Source organism: Kitasatospora sp. NPDC023385, from assembly GCF_055664045.1.
Map to the genome: position 1 here is coordinate 35,929 of NZ_JBVOOL010000013.1, position 16,518 is coordinate 52,446.

13 protein-coding genes and 1 pseudogene are annotated in these 16,518 nt (G+C 74.7%); 5 read left to right on the plus strand and 9 right to left on the minus strand.

Going from position 1 to position 16,518, the window contains the following annotated elements:
- The 3 genes from AC0B61_RS21010 to AC0B61_RS21020 are packed head-to-tail and all read right to left on the minus strand — an operon-like array spanning nt 1 to nt 5,725.
- Nucleotides 1–4,350 carry an AMP-binding protein gene (locus tag AC0B61_RS21010; RefSeq protein WP_471742229.1) on the minus strand — a complete coding sequence of 1,450 codons (4,350 nt, stop codon included), beginning with the start codon at nt 4,348–4,350 and terminating at the stop codon, nt 1–3.
- Nucleotides 4,347–4,916 carry a DUF6309 family protein gene (locus tag AC0B61_RS21015; protein WP_471742230.1) on the minus strand — a complete coding sequence of 190 codons (570 nt, stop codon included), beginning with the start codon at nt 4,914–4,916 and terminating at the stop codon, nt 4,347–4,349. The genes AC0B61_RS21010 and AC0B61_RS21015 overlap by 4 nt, the downstream gene beginning before the upstream one ends.
- A gap of 11 nt (nt 4,917–4,927) precedes the next feature.
- Entirely contained in the window at nt 4,928–5,725 is a 798-nt protein-coding gene (locus AC0B61_RS21020) for a phytanoyl-CoA dioxygenase family protein (protein WP_471742231.1), read from the minus strand.
- Nucleotides 5,726–6,085: 360 nt separating this feature from the next.
- On the opposite strand from AC0B61_RS21020, the gene AC0B61_RS21025 reads away from it, so the two are divergent.
- The 3 genes from AC0B61_RS21025 to AC0B61_RS21035 all read left to right on the plus strand — a co-directional run bounded on the left by AC0B61_RS21025 (nt 6,086) and on the right by AC0B61_RS21035 (nt 7,966).
- Entirely contained in the window at nt 6,086–6,766 is a 681-nt protein-coding gene (locus tag AC0B61_RS21025; protein ID WP_471742232.1) for a TetR family transcriptional regulator, read from the plus strand.
- A 157-nt stretch (nt 6,767–6,923) separates the two neighbouring features.
- A complete protein-coding gene (locus tag AC0B61_RS21030; RefSeq protein ID WP_471742233.1) occupies nt 6,924–7,118 on the plus strand; it encodes a DUF1918 domain-containing protein in 195 nt (64 codons plus the stop codon).
- Between the two features lie 50 nt (nt 7,119–7,168).
- Nucleotides 7,169–7,966: a DedA family protein gene (locus AC0B61_RS21035; RefSeq protein ID WP_471742234.1), complete on the plus strand. Its 798-nt coding sequence runs from the start codon at nt 7,169–7,171 to the stop codon at nt 7,964–7,966.
- Nucleotide 7,967: 1 nt separating this feature from the next.
- Here AC0B61_RS21035 and AC0B61_RS21040 read toward each other — a convergent pair whose 3' ends face one another.
- Entirely contained in the window at nt 7,968–8,708 is a 741-nt protein-coding gene (locus AC0B61_RS21040; RefSeq protein ID WP_471742235.1) for a PIG-L deacetylase family protein, read from the minus strand.
- Between the two features lie 197 nt (nt 8,709–8,905).
- On the opposite strand from AC0B61_RS21040, the gene AC0B61_RS21045 reads away from it, so the two are divergent.
- Together AC0B61_RS21045 and AC0B61_RS21050 are read left to right on the plus strand one after the other, a co-directional pair.
- Nucleotides 8,906–9,925: a zinc-binding dehydrogenase gene (locus AC0B61_RS21045; RefSeq protein ID WP_471742236.1), complete on the plus strand. Its 1,020-nt coding sequence runs from the start codon at nt 8,906–8,908 to the stop codon at nt 9,923–9,925.
- Between the two features lie 16 nt (nt 9,926–9,941).
- Nucleotides 9,942–10,070: pseudogene (locus tag AC0B61_RS21050) on the plus strand (MerR family DNA-binding transcriptional regulator); the annotation flags it as partial.
- A 285-nt stretch (nt 10,071–10,355) separates the two neighbouring features.
- Here AC0B61_RS21050 and AC0B61_RS21055 read toward each other — a convergent pair.
- The 5 genes from AC0B61_RS21055 to AC0B61_RS21075 form a co-directional block, all read right to left on the minus strand.
- Nucleotides 10,356–11,570: an MFS transporter gene (locus AC0B61_RS21055; RefSeq protein WP_471742237.1), complete on the minus strand. Its 1,215-nt coding sequence runs from the start codon at nt 11,568–11,570 to the stop codon at nt 10,356–10,358.
- 5 nt (nt 11,571–11,575) lie between these two features.
- Nucleotides 11,576–12,187 carry a GNAT family N-acetyltransferase gene (locus AC0B61_RS21060; RefSeq protein WP_471742238.1) on the minus strand — a complete coding sequence of 204 codons (612 nt, stop codon included), beginning with the start codon at nt 12,185–12,187 and terminating at the stop codon, nt 11,576–11,578.
- Nucleotides 12,184–13,434 carry a type III PLP-dependent enzyme gene (locus AC0B61_RS21065; protein WP_471742406.1) on the minus strand — a complete coding sequence of 417 codons (1,251 nt, stop codon included), beginning with the start codon at nt 13,432–13,434 and terminating at the stop codon, nt 12,184–12,186. Before AC0B61_RS21065 ends, AC0B61_RS21060 begins: the two co-directional genes overlap by 4 nt.
- A gap of 276 nt (nt 13,435–13,710) precedes the next feature.
- The gene (locus AC0B61_RS21070; protein WP_471742239.1) at nt 13,711–15,024 is read right to left on the minus strand and encodes a DUF6271 family protein; all 1,314 of its coding nucleotides are present in this window, start codon (nt 15,022–15,024) and stop codon (nt 13,711–13,713) included.
- Nucleotides 15,006–16,163 (minus strand): phytanoyl-CoA dioxygenase family protein, encoded by a 1,158-nt coding sequence (locus AC0B61_RS21075; protein WP_471742240.1) that lies wholly within the window; start codon nt 16,161–16,163, stop codon nt 15,006–15,008. Before AC0B61_RS21075 ends, AC0B61_RS21070 begins: the two co-directional genes overlap by 19 nt.
- Between the last annotated feature and the right edge of the window lie 355 nt (nt 16,164–16,518).

Sequence of the window (16,518 nt, forward strand, 5' to 3'; positions counted from 1 at the left end):
TCACGGGTGGATCCTGCTTTCGGGGACGAGGGGGGACGGGTCGGCGGGCGGCAGGTAGCCGGCCTCGACGGCCCAGGCGAGGGCCGCCGCCCACCACTGCGGGGTCGGGGCGGTGAAGTGGACGCCCAGCCGGTCGAGCACGGCGGTGGTGTACGCGCTGTCCACCCGGACGTTGCGCTCCTCCTGCTGCGCCCAGGCGGCGGCCAGCCGGGCGGCCGTCGGGTGCCGCCGCTCGGCTGCGGCGATGGCGGCCGCGAAGGTCTCGTCGTCGGTGAGCCGCACCGGGTAGCCGTGCGCGGCGAGCCGGGCCACCAGTTCGTCGTGGGCGACGGCGTACGGCGATTCGACGTGGTACGCGCCGGGCGCGGCGTACGGGTCGAGGGCGATCGCGGCGATCCCGGCGGCCACCGTGTCCACGTGCGAGAACGCGAAGGAGGTGTCCGGCCGGCTCGGCGCGGCGCCGGCCAGCAGGTAGCCGCGGATCAGCTGGTAGACGCGGTTGTCGCCGATGTTGGCCTGGAAGGCGCCGGTCCGGCTGTGCGCCGCGATGTGGCCGCTGCGGTGCAGGTAGGCGGCGTGCCCGGTGGCGGCCCAGGCGCGGACGGCCTGTTCGGCCCGGTACTTGGTCCGCTCGTAGGGGGTGCGGAAGTGCTGGCCGATCCACAGGTCCGCCTCGCTGAAGCGGCGCGGCGGGCCGTCCACGCCGCCCGAGACGGCGAGCGTGGAGACGTGGTGGACCCGGGCCTGCCGGACGTTCTCCCCGATCCAGCCGAGCAGGTGCCGCACCGCCGTGTGGTTGGTGCGCTCCAGCTCGTCGGGCGAGGCCACCAGCCGGACGTCCGCCGCCGCGTGCACGACGACCTGCGCCGCCCGGGCGCGGGCCAGCCCGGCCGGGGAGAGGCCGAGGCCGTCCCGGTCGACGTCCCCGGCGACGGCGTGGGCCGCGCCGGGGCCCAGCCGGGCCCGGGCCGAGGCGTCGTCGGCGGCCCGCACCAGGCAGGTGACCTCGGCGCCGCGCCGGAGGAAGGCGTCCAGCAGGTGCCGTCCGAGGTAGCCGGTGGCGCCGGTGAGCAGCACCCGGGCGGGTTCGCGCACCGCCGCCCGGGCGGTCGGCGGAGCCCCCGGGTGCAGCAGCTGCCCGGAGGTGGACAGGGGGACGCGGACGGGGCGCGGGACGGCGACCTCGTTCGCTGTGGTCTCCTCACCCGCCTCGGCCGCAGTAGCACCCTCACCCGCCTCGGCCGCCACGGCCTGGGCGAACGCGGCGGTGATCCGCTCGGCCCCGGGGTGCGGCAGGCCGGGCCACCCGTACACCAGGTCGGCGACCAGCCGTTGCTCCACGATCCTTGCGGTGAGCCGCAGTTCGTACAGCGGGTCACCGCCGGCGCAGCGCGCCACGCCGGCCTGCTCCGCGGCCACGGTCCAGTCCAGCGCGGGCTCCTCCGGCAGCCGGAAGGTGCCGAGGAAGTTGAATCCGACGGCGGGCCGCTGCCCGGGCGCGTCCATCGCGCGGACGGGCGCCTCCCGCAGCCGCCGCGCCACCGCCTCGGGGCCCGCTCCGGCGCCCAGGGTGACGTGCTTGACGGCGGTGAACCAGCCGACGGTGTCGAGGAGTTCGCCCGCGTCGCCGGCGGTGTCCCGGCCGTGGGTCTCGACCTCGACGGCGAGCCGGGGGCGGCCGTTCCAGCCGGTGACGGCCTCGGCGAAGGCGGCGAGCAGGACGGCCTCCAGCCCGGCCCCGCCGCCGTGCCGGGCGACCAGCCGGGCGGTGGCGTCCGCGCCGAGCGCCCAGCTGAGTGCGGCGGGTTCGACTTCGGCGGCGGGTACGGCGCCTCCGGCGGGCTCCACCCCGGCAGCGGGTTCGGCGCCCCCGTTCGGGTCTTCGGCGGCAGCCGCAGCAGGTGGGCCCGCCGCCGCCCACGCGTAGAAGTCCGCCGTCGGCGGCAGGTCGGCCGGTTTCTGGTCGAGCACCGCCCGGTACGCGTGGGCCAGGTCGTCCAGCAGGATCCGCCAGGACAGCCCGTCGACCACCAGGTGGTGCGCGATCAGCGCGAGCCGGTCGTCGGTGCCGGGCGGGCCGGTGAACAGGTGGGCGCGCAGCAGTCGGCCGGCCAACGGGTCGAGGCTGCGGTGGAGTTCGGTGCAGACGCCGGCGACGGTGTCGGCGAGCGGGCCGGCCGCGCGCGGGATCCGGGAGTACGAGACCGGGTCGAGGTCGGCCACCGGCCGGGGCTCGCCGTAGCCGTCCGGGCCGACCGGTCGGCGCAGTGCCGGATGGCGTTCGAGGACGGCCGCGACCGCCGTGGACAGCGCGGCCGGGTCTACCGCCGTCCGGCACCGCAGCAGGACGGACTGGTTCCAGTGCCGTACGTCCTGCACGGTTCGCTGCCGGTACAACCAGCGTTGCGCCGGGGCGAGTCGGCCGTCGCCGGCGTCCGCGCCAGCGTCGGCGCCGGCACCGGCACCGGCGCGCGGGGCCGGGACGGACGGGGCCGCCGGGACTGCGGCCGACGCCAGGCCCTCCGCCGTCGGGTGCCGGTAGAAGTCCTCGTAGCCGACGCGCAGGCCCGAGCGCCGCAGGAAGGCGATGGTGCGCATGGCGAGGATGGAGTCCCCGCCGAGGCCCAGGACGTCGGCGCGCGGTCCGACGGCGGGCAGTCCGAGCGCGCCCGCCCAGAACCGGGCGATGTCCCCGGCCAGGCCGGGCGCCCCGGTGCCCGGCGACTCGGCGCGGGCCTCGACCAGTTCGGCCACCAGCTCGCCCAGTCGCGCGCGGTCGAGCTTGCCGTTCGGCCCGACCGGGAAGTCCGGCAGCACCAGGACCGGCTGCGGCACGGAGTAGCCGGGCAGCCGGTCCCGCAGGTACCCGGCGAGGCCTTCCAGGCTGTCGAAGCCGTCCGACAGCCGTACCGCGCCCAGGAGTTGGCTGCCGACGGCGGTCTCGCGCAGCAGTACCGCCGAGCGGGCGACGCCCGGGTAGCCGTCCATCGCCCGCTCGATCTCGGCGAGGTCGACCCGGTAGCCGCGGACCTTCACCTGGCGGTCCACCCGGCCCAGGAAGACCAGTGCGCCGTCCGCCCGGCGGCGGCACAAGTCGCCCGTGCGGTACATCAGTTGACCGTCCCGACGGACGAATCCGCGGGCCGTCTCGGTCGGCCGCCCGAAGTACCCGGCGCTGACGCCGCGGCCGCCGATGAGCAGTTCCCCGACCCTGCCGTCCGGCACCGCGTGCCCCGCGCCGTCCACCACGGTGAGCAGCACCTCGCCGATGCCGGTGCCGATCGGCACGGTCGGTTCGTCGGCGGGCAGGTCGCGGGCGTCGGCGGCGAGCAGGCAGGTGGCGCCGACGGTGGTCTCGGTCGGGCCGTAGTGGTTGGCCAGCCGGGTGGTGGTGCCGCCGTCGAGCAGGGCGGCGGCGAGCGGGCGCGGCAGCGGTTCCCCGCCGAGCAGCAGGGTGTGCAGTGGCGGGGTGCCGGCCGGGCGGCCCTCCAGCAGTGCGGACAGGTGCGAGGGGGTGGTCTTCAGCACGTTCACCCCGGCGTGCCGGAGCGAGGCCCAGAAGGCCTGTGGGTCGCGGACCTCGCGGTCCGGGACGACGTGCACCGAGCCGCCCGCGGCGAGGGCGAGCAGCCAGGCGGTGTGGCCGAGGTCGGCGGCGAGCGTGGTGACGTGCGCGGTGCACGGCGCGTCGGCCTCGGTGAAGGCGAGCCGCCCGGCCAGGGCCCGCGCGTAGTGCACGGCGTTGGCGTGGGTGACGGCGACCGCCTTGGGCTCGCCGCTCGACCCGGAGGTGAAGGAGAGGTACGCGAGGTCCTCGCCCAGCACCTCTCCGGGGGGCGCGGCCGACTCCGGCGGCGCCCCGACGTCCACCGCCTCCCCCGCGTCCACCGCCTCGCCCGCGTCCAGCATCTTCCCGACGTCCACCGTCTCCCCGCCGAGGCCGCCCTCCGTCGCGAGCACCCGCCCGACCCGCACGGCGGCCAGCCGCCGCGCGAGGTCGGCCGGGGACCAGTCCGGATCGGCCAGGACCGCCGCCGCGCCCGAGCGCAGCACCCCGTGCAGGAGGACCAGCATCCGGGCGTCCCGCGGCCCGACCAGGGCGACCCGGTGCCCCCGCCCGGTGCCGGCGGCGGCCAGCCGGGCGGCGATCCGGCCGGCCGCGGCGGCCAGCGTGCGGTAGTCGACCGTCCGGACGCCGTCGCTCAGCGCGGGCCGGTCCGGGTACGCCCGGGCGAGGTGGTCGAGGAGCTCGGGCAGGGAGCGGGCGGAGGGCGCCGAGCGGACGGACAGCGCAGATGAAACAGACGTAGTGGACGGAGCGGACCGGACGTGCCGCGTCGCGGAGGTCACGCCGACTCGTCCCCCGTCCGGCCCGCCCGGACGGGCCCGGCGACCACCCCCGGGTCTCCCACCAGGTACCCGTCCAGCTCCGCCCGTTCGGGCAGCCGCCCGGCCAACTCCCAGGCCAGCATGCGGTGCAGGCCGTCGAGGTGGATCAGCCCGGCCCGCACCGACAGGTCCCCATAGTCGGAGTGGTCCACCGGGGCGGTGCTGAGGAAGACCGGGGTGAGCGGGGACCACCGCAGCAGCCGCAGCTTCGCCGAGCAGACCGGGTTGGCGGCCACCCAGTCGGGCCCGCCGGAGCGGATCCGGTCGGCCGCCTCGCCCACGGTCAGCCCGGAGCGCGGTACCAGTTCGAGCTGCCCGCCCTCGCTGAGGTGCCAGGGCAGGACGACGCCCAGGACGTCCGACCGCGAGAGCCGGACCCGCCACCAACCGCCGGGGATGCGGTCGGCGCGTTCGAGGTTCTCCTCGCTGGCCAGGTTGCTGTTCGCCTCGTGGGCCCGCTCCACCGGATGGTCCCGCAGGTAGGCGTCGTGGACCTCGGGGTAGGCGACGGCGGTGACGATCTGCACGGCAGTGCTCCTCAGACGGTTCCGGTGTACTCGGTGAAGTGCCGTTCCGCGAACAGCTCGGGCCACTGGCCGTCGGCCAGGTCCAGCTCGCGGGCGCGGGCGAGCATCTGCCGCCAGTGCGGCTTCACCGGGCGCCAGCGCGCGCCCACCTGGCAGTAGGAGGCGTCGATGAAGTACCGGGGGCGGCCCGGCCCGTCGGGCGCCGGCCTGCGGGTGTGGAACAGCGCCGAGTTGAGCAGCACGGTCGACCCGGGCGGCAGCCGGTCGATCACCACTTCGCCGGGCAGTTCGCCGGTGCCGTGGTGGGCGAGGGCGGACTTGCCGACGGGGCTGCGGTGCGAGCCGGGCAGCACCGCGAGGCTGCCGACCTTCTCGTCCAGTCCGCCGAGGTAGTGCAGCGCGTGGACCATCAGCAGCGCCGGGTCGGAGCGGTCGTTGGGCTCGCAGTCGTGGTGCCAGGGCTTGCCCGGGATCCCCGGGTCCTGGCGGTCGCTGTGCAGGTGGTGGAAGACGAAGGACCGGCCGAGCAGGCGGGTCAGCGTCCCCAGCAGCGGCGGGTGGATGAGCAGTTGGCCGTGCGCCGGCAGTTCCAGTTCCAGCAGCGGGGGCGGCCCGTGCCGGCCGGGGTCGGTGCAGGCGGCGATCGACCGGGCCCGCAGGCCCTCGTCGACCCACCGGTCCACCTCGGGGACGAGCCGTTCACGCAGCGCTTCCGGCACCAGGCCGGGCAGGACCAGGTACCCGGACTCCAGGAACTGGCGGTGGTGCTCGGTGTCGAGGGACTCACGCCCTCCGGACAGAAGCGTCACCGTACCGACCCCCTCCTTCCGTTCTGCGGGATGAACAACGGGACGTGGCACGAGCAAGGAGGCACACGGGTCCATCCAGACCTCGGGTGGCGGCGGAGCGTCCGTCACAGGAGCCGCGGCCGCCACGACTGAATCGCGATCACCACGAAGAGACACGCGTCGATCACGCAAGGTAGTCCGCCCCAGGAGTATGAACCGGTCTTCGCGTCCACGACAAGACCACTGGCAGCTCGTGGACACCTTCCCGCCACCGTGCCGTTCAGCTCCGGCCATCAGTCCATTCCCGCCCCACGTGGAACTCCGGGCCGCTTCCGTCCCGGTGATTCGCCGCCGGAACAGCGGATGCGGCAGAGTGAGCCCATGAGCTCGGACACCCGGAGTCACCCCACCACCGGACGGATGGGCCAGTCCGCCCGGCGTCGCCCGGTCCAGCAGCGCAGCCAGGAGCGGTACGGCCGCATCCTGGACGCCTGCGCCGGGCTGCTCGACGAGGTCGGGGCGACCGCGCTCACCACCAAGGAGGTCGCCCAGCGCGCCCAGGTGCCGATCGGCACCCTCTACCAGTTCTTCGCCGGCAAGGAGGACCTGCTGGCCGCGCTCGCCGGCCGCAACCTCGACCGGTACCTCCAGCGCCTCGACGCCCGGCTCGCCGGCACCGCCCCGGTCGACCCGGCCGCCTTCACCGACCTCGCGGTGGAGGAGTTCGTGGCGATGAAGCGCACGGTGCCCGGCTTCGGCCAGGTCGACTTCGGCCTGGCCGGCCCGGTCGTCCCCGCCGGCGTCCGGGACGACCGGCACCTGCTGGACACCGGCGTGGACAACAACACCGCCGTCGCGCTGCGCCTGCAGGCGCTCGGCGGCGACCTGTTCCAGGCGGACGACCCGGCCGCCACCACGCTGACCCTGCGGGTCGCCCTGGAGGCGGCCGACGCGGTGCTCAAACTGGCCTTCCGCGGCGACCCGGACGGCGATCCGACGCTCATCGCCGAATGCAAGCGGCTGGTCCGCGGCTACCTCGCGCAACGACTGCCCGCCCGCTGACGCCCGGCCCGCGGCGCCCGTCCGCCCTTCGGCGCCACCCGGCCCCGCCATGCCCGCCCGGCCCGTCCGCCCGAGGCGTTGCGAGCCCGCCGCCCCCGCAGCACAGTGGATAGCGGAACGGCCGCGGAGGCGGCCACCACGACCCGAGGAGCAGACCATGCACGCAGCGGTAGGCGACCAGCTCCACATCCACAGCAGGTCGGTGGGCATGGTGGACCAGAAGGGCGAGATCATCGAAGTGCGCGGCAGCGACGGCCAGCCGCCGTACGTGGTCCGCTTCGAGGACGGCCACCAGGGCCTGGTCTACCCCGGCCCCGACTGCAACATCGAACAGCGCCAGGCGGGACGCTGACCGACGCCCCCACCGCCCCGCCCCCGACCCGAGCGAGGTGGTGAGGAGCGGTGTCCGCCCCCACGACCCCCCTGCCCGGGGCACTCGCCGGGCTCGCGCCACTGCTGGACCACTACGGGTACCTCGCGGTGGCGCTGCTCGTGCTGCTCGACAACTGCGGCATCCCGGTGCCCGGGCAGACCATCCTGGTGCTCGCCTCGGTGTACGCCGGCGCCGGACACCTCGACTTCGCCGCCGTGCTGCTGATCGCGGCCGCCGCGGCCACGCTCGGCAACAGCCTCGGCTATCTGATCGGCCGCACCGGCGGGCGCGCCTTCGTCCACCGCTGGGGCCGCTACGTGCTGCTCACCCCGGCCCGGATGGAACGCGCGGACGGCTTCTTCGAACGGCACGGCGGCAAGGTCCTCACCGTCGCCCGCTTCGTGGACGGGCTGCGCCAGACCAACGGCATCATCGCCGGCACGACGGGCATGCCCTGGCGCCGCTTCGTACCGTTCAACGTGCTCGGGGCGGTGCTGTGGACGGCCGTCTGGGGCACCTTCGGCTACCTCGCCGGCGCCAACATCGGCGCCGTGTACCGGACCGCGATCCGCTACCAGCTGTGGTTCGCGATCGGCCTCGGGGTGCTGGTCGCAGCCTTCCTGCTCCGGCAGGTGCTGCGCTACCGGCGCCGGCGCCGCGCGGACGCCGGACCCGACGCCGCTCCGGACACCGACGCCGGTCCAGACACCGGCACCGGCCCGGACGCCGATGCCGGTCCCGACGCCGGTCCCGATGCCGGTCCCGATGCAGGTCCCCACGCCGGTCCCGACGCCGGCGGCGAGGCGGACACCGACGCGAAGGGCTGAGTCAGCTCAGCGGGAACACCTCGAACGTCGCCGCGAAACGCGTCCCCAGCCGGCTGCCCGCGGCCCGGCCGAAGCCCTCCAGGAACTCCCGGGCGTCCGCCATCGCCCCGCTGAGCCCGGCGAGGTACGCCTTGTGCTCCTCCAGCGAGGCGACGCCCAGGTCGAAGTGCTCGGTGGTGTCCACCGCGTGCTTCGACTCCGGCGAGCCCGCCGCCCAGATCTGCCGCACGCCGTTCCACGGCTCGTGGCCCTCCGCCTGCAGCTCGCGGAACACCCAGCGGTTCCCGGCGTCCCGGACGCCGTCCAGGGTGGCCCGGCCGACCGCGATGTGGTCGGCCTGGTTGAGGAACACCCCGCCGTAGGTCTCCCGGAAGTTGCTGGTGATCACGATGTCCGGGCGGTGCCGGCGCACCACGCGGGCGATGTCCCGGCGCAGCGGCAGCCCGTACTCCACCGTGCCGTCCGGGTGGCCGAGGAACTCGACGGTGTCGACGCCGACCACGCGCGCGGAGGCGATCTGCTCGGCCTCCCGCAGCGGCCCGCACTCGGCGGGGTCCAGCGAGTCGATCCCGGCCTCCCCGCTGGTGGCCATCACGTAGACCACCTTCTTGCCCTGGGAGGTCCAGCGGGCGACGGCCGCGGCGGCGCCGTACTCCATGTCGTCGGGGTGCGCGACGATCGCCAGCGCGGTCTGCCAGTCCTCGTCGACGGGCTCGAAGGGCGCGGGGGCCTGCTCGTTCATGCTGTTCTTCCCTCTCGATGCGGCTCACGGTCGTCCGGTCGTACCGCAGGTGACTCTAGAAGACCGGCGCCCCCCACGCCTCGTCAGTCACCCTGCCACCTGCGGGGCTTGCCCCTGACGCGTGGGTCAGGGGTTAGCGTCCGGGCATTCCGGCGGCACCGACCGCCGCCCTCCCCCCTTCTTCGAGGAGCACCGCCATGACCCTGCCCACCACCGCCCGTGTCGTCCGGCTGACCGCCGCGCCGGCCGGACTGCCCACGACCGAGGACTTCACCGTCGTGGAGGAGCCGCTGCCGGCCCCCGGGCCCGGCGAGGTGCTGGTCCGCAACCGGTCCTTCCTGGTGTTCCCCGGGCTGCGCACCCTGATCGGCGGCGCCGGTTCCGGCCTGCCGGTGCCGCACATCGCCCCGGGCGACGCGCTGTTCGGGCCCGCCCTCGGCGAGGTGCTGGCCGCACCCCAGGACGGTCCGCTGCGCCCGGGGGACCTGGTCACCCACCTGTACGGCTGGCGGGACCACGCGCTGGCGGAGGCCGCGCACTTCACCCCCGTCCCCGCGGACTTCCCCGAGCCGGCGGCCCTGATCTCCGTCTCCTCGGCCGGCTACGGCGGACTGACCCGCGGCGCCGGGGTGCGCCCGGGCGACGTGGTGCTGGTGACCGGCGCGGCGGGCGCGGTCGGCACGGTGTCCGGGCAGATCGCCCGGCTGCTCGGCGCCTCCCGGGTGATCGGCACCACCCGCTCGCCCGCCAAGGCGAAGCGGCTGACGGCCGAACTCGGCTACGACGCTGCGCTGGTGCCCGGCGAGCGGCCGCTCGCCGAGCAGCTGGCCGAGGCCGCGCCGGACGGGATCGACGTCGTCCTGGACCTGGTCGGCGGCGAGCAGCTGACCGCCGCCGTGGACGCGGCCCGGCGGGGCGCCCGGTTCGCCCTGGTCGGCGCGCTGGACGGCCAGTTCGCGCCGGAGCGCCGCGGCGGCGACGCGCCGGCCGTGATCGACAGCTTCCGGGTCATCACCCTCGGCCTGAGCCTGCGCGGCTTCACCCAGCTCGACCACCCGGACATCGACGCCGAGTGGCGCGGGCGGCTCGGCACCTGGCTGCGCGCCGGGGAACTCACCGTCCCCTGGACCCCGGTCGCGGGCATCGATCGCGCCCCCGCAGCGTTGACCAAGCTGTTCACCGGGGCCACCTACGGAACGACCATCGTGGAACTCTGACGGCGAAGGGGCAGGCATGCGGATCGGCGACGCGGCGGCAGCGGCGGGCACCACCCCCAGAGCGCTGCGCTTCTACGAACAGCGCGGCCTGCTCCGGCCGCCCGCCCGCTCCGCCTCCGGCCAGCGCGAGTACGGGCCGGCCGAGGTCGCCCGGGTCCGGGCGATCCGCGAACTCCTCGCCGCGGGCCTGACGGTGGACGACGTGGTCAGCCGCGTCCACCGCCTCGACCTGCTCGGCCAGGACCCGCCGTGCCGCTGCTCCAGCTCCCCCGGCCCCGACACCTTCGCCCCCGTCGTCCACGCCCGGCTCGTCTCCCTCGACGCCGAGATCGCCCGGCTCACCGAGGTGCGGAACAGGCTCGCCCGGCACGTCACGACGGAGGTCGCGACGACACCGGGCGAGTTGACGGAACGTCAGATCCAGGTGCCGTCAGCTGGGGTCGGGGGCGAGTCGGGCGTCGGCCGGGGCGGGCCGGGCGGCGGGCCAGCTGATCCGGGTGGCGCAGAGGGAGACGATCGCGGCGGAGGCGGCGACGGCGGCCATGCCCCAGACCAGGCTGGTGGCGCCGGCGACGAAGCCGATCACGGCGGGGCCGGCGAGCAGGCCGGTGGTGCCCATCGCGGCGACCAGGGAGAGCGCGTCGGCGCCCTGGCGGGCGGCGGCGACGTAGACGCACGGGGTCACCGCCGCCACCCCGAGGCCGACGCAGGCGAAGCCGAGCAGGGTCGGCACCACCCCGCCGACCAGCAGGGCGACGGCGAGGCCGAGGCCGGCCAGCAGGCTGCCGGTGCGCACGATCCGGCCGTCGCCGAAGCGGGTGCGCCAGCCGTCGGCGAAGATCCGGGCGCACACCATCATCACCGAGACGACGGCGATGCCCATGGGGGCGAGGCCGGCGCCCGCGTGCACGACGTCCTTGAGGTAGAGCGCCGACCAGTCGTTCATGGCGCCCTCGGTGACGGTGCCGAACACCATCGCCAGGCCCATCCACAACGTCGCTACGGCGGGCAGGACGAAGCCACGGCGCCGCTCCTTGCCCTCCGTCGTGGCGCCCTCCGTCGTGGCGGCCTCCTTCGGGCCGTCGGACAGCAGTCCCGCCCGGGCGGCGACGACCAGGGCGGCGAGCAGCACGGCGGCCAGCCCGAAGTGCACCGCGATGGTGCCGGTGAACGCGTTGACGCCGGAGGCCAGCAGGGCCGCGAGCAGCGAGCCGGCGCTGAAGGTGGCGTGCAGCCTGGACATCGTGGTCCGCTCGAAGCGGGCCTCCAGCGCCGCGCCCTGCGCGTTCATGGCGACGTTGAGGCAGCCGACCGCGACACCGTCGCAGAACAGCACCAACAGCGTGACCGGGTAGTTCGGCACCACGGACAGGGCGAGCAGGATCACGCCGAGGGCGAGCGCCGACAGCACCGAGAGCAGGCGGGAGCCGAACCGCCGCATCAGCACCGCCACCAGCGGGAAGGAGACCGCCGCGCCGATCCCGCAGGTCATCAGCAGCAGCCCGATCTGGGCCTCGCCCAGGTCGAGCCGGGCCTTGAGCGCGGGCACCCGGGAGACCCAGGTCGCGTACTGGAACCCGAGGACGAAGAACAGGGCGCCGATCGCCAGTTGGGACCGGCGGAAGTCGTCGCGAACGGGGGACATCGGCATCAGCCCACTTCGGCTCTGGTTCGGGGCCCGGCGGTCGGGTCGGTGGAGTGCGGCAGCGGCCGGGCCGGGGCGGGATCCAGCGGCATCGCCATGTAGACCGCCCGGGAGCCGTAGCTCGCGGGCAGCTCGACCTCGGGCCGGGCCCGGTAGCCCAGCGGGGCCCACAGCACGTGCGATCCGCGGACGGCGACCAGCGAGACGGTGCGGTGGCCGGCCGCCCGGGCGGTGTCCTCCAGGTGCCGCAGCAGCCGGTGGGCCAGGCCCCGGCCGCGCAGGTCCTCGGAGATCACCAGGTCGTGGGCGTGCAGGTTGGTCGGCCGCGCGCCGTCCCCGTCCCTCCCGCCCTTCCCGGCCGTCTCCCCGTCCCCGTCCTGGTCCTCGCTGCGGCTGAGGTCCGGGCAGCGGAACAGCGGGTACGGCAGGGCGAGCAGGTAGCCGCCGAACCCGCCCGCGTGCTCCAGCACGAAGCAGGTGTCCGGGGAGGCGCGGTGCCGGGACCGCAGCGCCTCGCGGCCCTCGGACAGGCCGCTGGCGGCGTAGGCGCGCTCCTCCAGCGCGACGACGTCGTCCCAGTCGTCCTCCCGGAGCAGCCGGATCCGGATGTCGGTCATGCGGTGCCTCCCTCGGGGCCGGTGCTCAGGTCGGAACCAGTGCTCGCGTCGGAGCCGGTGCTCGGGTCGGGGCCGGTATTGGCCATGGTGTCGGGGCCGGTTTCGGTGTCGGTGGCGGGGCTCCGGCTGTCGCCGGTCCCGCCGATGCAGGTGTACGGCAGCGGCGCGAAGCCGTTGAACCCGCGGGTCGCGTAGGCGGTGGAGTACGCGCCGCAGGAGTGGATCCAGACCGGGTCGCCGGAGCCGATCGCGTGCGGGACGCGCACCAGGCCGTCCTCCTGGGCGTAGGCGTCGTCGCTGTCGCAGGTCGGCCCGGCCACCACGGCGTTGACGAACTGGCCGCCGGGGTGGGTGGGGAACTCCAGCCGGTACTGGAGCTGGTCCATCTCGTAGAGGCCGTTGAACTTGCCGCAGCTGAGGTAGAGCCAGTCCTCCCGGCCGCCGTCGAGGCGGTGGCGGGAGGTGAGCCGGGCGACGTGCGCGCGGATGGCGCCGTGGTCGGCGACCAGGTGGCGGCCGGGTTCCAGCAGGAACTCCAGCGGCCCCGCGTTGACGGCGCGCAGCCGGTCCATGCCCTCGCGGATCACCGCGAACATCTTGTCCAGCGGCGGGTCGAGCGGCCGGCCGCGCCGGTCGAGGACGCCGAGGGCGGGCAGGCCGCCGCCGAGGTTGATCCGTTCCGGCGTGATCCCGCGCCAGTTGAGCGCCTCCAGTACGGCGGCCAGCGACTCCACGGCGGCGTCCCAGGCCTCGGCGGTCATCTGCTGGGAGCCGACGTGCACCGACAGCCCGGACGGCACCAGCCCGGCGGTGCGGGCCTCGCCGAGCACCCGCAGGGCGTCCTCGGGCGAGCAGCCGAACTTGTGGCTCAGGCCCCACAGGGCGCCCTCGCCGGTGGTCGCGATCCGGCAGAACACCCGGGAGCCGGGGGCGTGTTCGGCGATCGCGGCGACGTCCTCCAGACTGTCGGTGGCGAAGTCGCGCACACCCAGCCGGTAGGCCTCGGCGATGTTGCGGTCGGATTTGATGGTGTTGCCGTAGTGGATCAGCTCGGGGGCGACGCCGGTGCGCAGCGCCTGGACGATCTCCTGCGGGCCGGCCGCGTCGAAGCCGGAGCCGAGCGCGGCGAGGTGGCCGAGCACCTCGTCGACCGGGCAGGCCTTCATCGCGAACCGTACGGCCACGCCGGGTAGTTCGGCGTGCAGGGCGGCGTACTGGCGGCCGATTCCGTCCAGGTCGTAGATGATCCGGTCGTCGGTGGCGGCGGCGAGCGCGGCGCGGAGCGCGGTCCGGTCGTACGGGTCGGGGCCGGGCGCGCCGGTGTGGACCGCGGTCTGGGTCGGGGCACGGTGGGCGGGCGGCGCGGCCGGCGTCCGGTCCGCGGTCTTCTGGTGGGCCGGCTTCGGGCGGGCCGTCTTCTGATGCGGTGCGTCCTGATGGGCCGGCTTCGGGTGAGGTGTGTCCTGGGTGGCAGTGGTCTGGGGGGCGGTCTGGCGTATCACGTTGTGTTCCCGGTCCTCCGGCTAGTGCGGCAGCCGGTCGGCGGGGGTGGCCTTGCTCGCCCGCACGAGCGGGCCCCACACGTCGATCAGCAGGGCGAAGTCCTCGATGTCCGCCTGCGCCTCGTCGAGCAGTCGTGCCCGCCGGGGCGCCAGGTGGTCGGCGAACTCGGCGTACTTCCCGCCCAGTCGCCGGTAGCAGCGGTCGAGTTCGGCCAGTCTGCGGTGGTTCTCCGCGCGGTCCGTCCCGGCACTGCGGCGGGCGGAGTCGGCGATCACCTCGGGGCGGACGCGGTGGCGCTCGTCCAACAGGGCCCCGCCGGCCTCCTCCATCTCGGTGTAGACCGGGTAGAGGTAGAGCATGGAGAGCAGGAACTTGGCGTAGCGCAGCTGGTAGGCGGTGAAGCCCGCGCCGGTGCGCCGTTCCGGCGTGTAGTAGTTGACGATGTGGCGGTTGTGCGTGACGCCGGGCAGGGTGGCGTCGTACACCAGGTGGTGCAGGAAGTAGTCGCTGCCGATGGTCTCGGTGGCGGGCGGCAGCGGCAGGCGCTCGTACACCTCGTGGTGGAGGCCGATGTTGCACATGTCGATGTGCCAGATGCCGGGCCGGTCGAGGACGGCGCGGTCGGCGGTGAACGGCTCGGTGCCGCCGCCGACGAAGGAGGCGCCGACGAGCTCGCTCCGGTCCTGCTCGCTCGCGCCGGTGGGGGCCCAGAGCGCGACCACGTCGTGGTATACCTCGGGGTCGAGTTCGCGGATCTCCCCGATGTCGACGGACAGTTCGCCGACGAAGGAGGCGCCGACCAGGGCGACGGGCTTGTCGGCGTGTGCCGGGTCCAGGGTGTACTCGGTGACGGCGGCGGCCGCGTCGGCGGCCTTCAGCCCGAGCGTGGCCAACTCGTGCTCGATGGGGAACACGGGTGCGCCGTCGAGCCACTGGTAGCGGCTGTCGGAGTCGCGGCGGTGCACCGAGGCGCAGCCGAGCGCGGCGGCGAGCAGGAACGCCCGGTTGGTGCAGGCGCCGTAGGAGACGGCGTCCGGCAGCATCAGGCCGAGCAGCTTGTCCGGGCCGGCGACGCCGGAGCGGTCGATCACCTCGCGCAGGAAGGCGCGTTGGGCGTCCTCGTCCAGGTGGTGGACGACCACGCCCTCGACGGCGGGCAGGGCGGCGACGGCCCGGGCGTGCCGGGAGCGCGCCGCGGGGTCCGCGGAGTCGAGCACCAGCAGGTGCACCCGGACGTCGAACCGCCTTGCGGCGTAGGCGGCTTCGGCGCCGACCGCGGCGATGGTGTCCGCGCACTCGCGGTTGGTGGGCAGGGTCAGGCAGACGTCGCGCATGCCCGCTCCCCGGTGGCGTCCTGGTGTCCGGCGTCCTGACGCTCGACGTCCTGGCGTTCTGCGTCCTGGTGCCCGGTGTCCTGGTGCTCTGCGTCCTGGCGCCCCGCGTTCCGGTCGGCCCAGGACCGCAGGCCGAGCAGCTTCTCTCCCAGCTCGGTGAGTTCGGCGGGCCCGTAGCGCAGCGACTCGGGCCGGGTGGCGTCGCCGACCAGGGTGCGGTTCCAGTCCGGAGTGGCGAGCGTGCGCCAGGACTCGACCCGGGAGCGGCGCAGCTGCTCGGCCTCCTCCAGCGCGGGCATCATCGACAGGTACTGCACCGCGCGGACACCGCGCTCGGAGGTGTTGCGCTCGACGCCGTGGGCGAGCAGGCCGTTCCAGATCAACAGGTCGCCGGCCTTCAACTCGGGCCGCACGACGGGGAACTCGTCCCGGTCGACGTCCGGGCGGATCGGATCCCGGTCGGCCGGCTGGGCGGCCTGCCACTCGTTGAAGCGGCGGAACAGCTCGGGGTTGCACTGGAAGCCGCCGTGGTCGGGGGCGGTGTCGTTGAGCGCGATGATGCCCTGGACGCGCTGCGGCAGCATGCCCTGGGTGGTGTCGACGTCCCAGTGCAGCTCGATGTCGAAGCCCCGGTCGGTGGACTCGATCAGCGCGCGGTCGCGGTTGCGGACGTTCGGCGGGTTGAGGTTGAGCCGGTCGAGGGTGACCCACAGCTCCTCGCAGTCCCACACGTCGACGAAGGCGTCGTAGACGCGCTGCGACTGGCGGCTGTCCCAGAGGAGTTGGTGGTGGTAGGCCTCGACGAAGCCGTAGATGTGCAGGTGCTGGTCGAGTTCGTCGCGGTAGTCGCGCTCGCGGTACCAGTCCTCGGGGCGGTCGGGTGACAGGCCCTGGAAGTCCCAGGTGAAGTCGAGCAGGCGCTGCGCGGCCTCGGCGGGGATCGCCTGCCGTACGACGACGTAGCCGTAGGTCTGCCAGAACGCGTAGTCCTCCTCGGAGAGCACCCGCAGCGGGTGCTTCTTGCGGATCTCGCGCAGCGCGGTCCGAGCCAGGTAGCCCTCGGTGTCCGCGCTGAAGTAGGGGCGCTCCGAGGCGGCGCGGTACAGATACTCCTCGGCCTGTCCGTCAGGGCTCGGCATGGGCAGTCACTCCGTGGTTCGTAGTCGACGCGGCGCTTGATTCGGCGGGCGGTGCGGGCGCGGCGGGACACTCGACCGGCCGCCGGCCTGGTCGGGAATTCATCCCGCGGACCGTCGGCGGTCCGCACACGCTCGTTGTCGACTCGCCCCCGACCGCGCCTCGGCGCCACGCCGGGGGGTGCCAACTTGCCTGCTCAAGAAGGCCTCTCACCGCGCCTCAGGCTCCGCCGCACCACGCCCACCACACATTGGACTAGACCAAGTAATGGTGTCAACCCTTTCCTGCAGGTAGCCGATTGGGAAATCGACGCAGTTCACCACAGCCCTCCCGGTTCGCTTTATGTTTCGCGGGCGG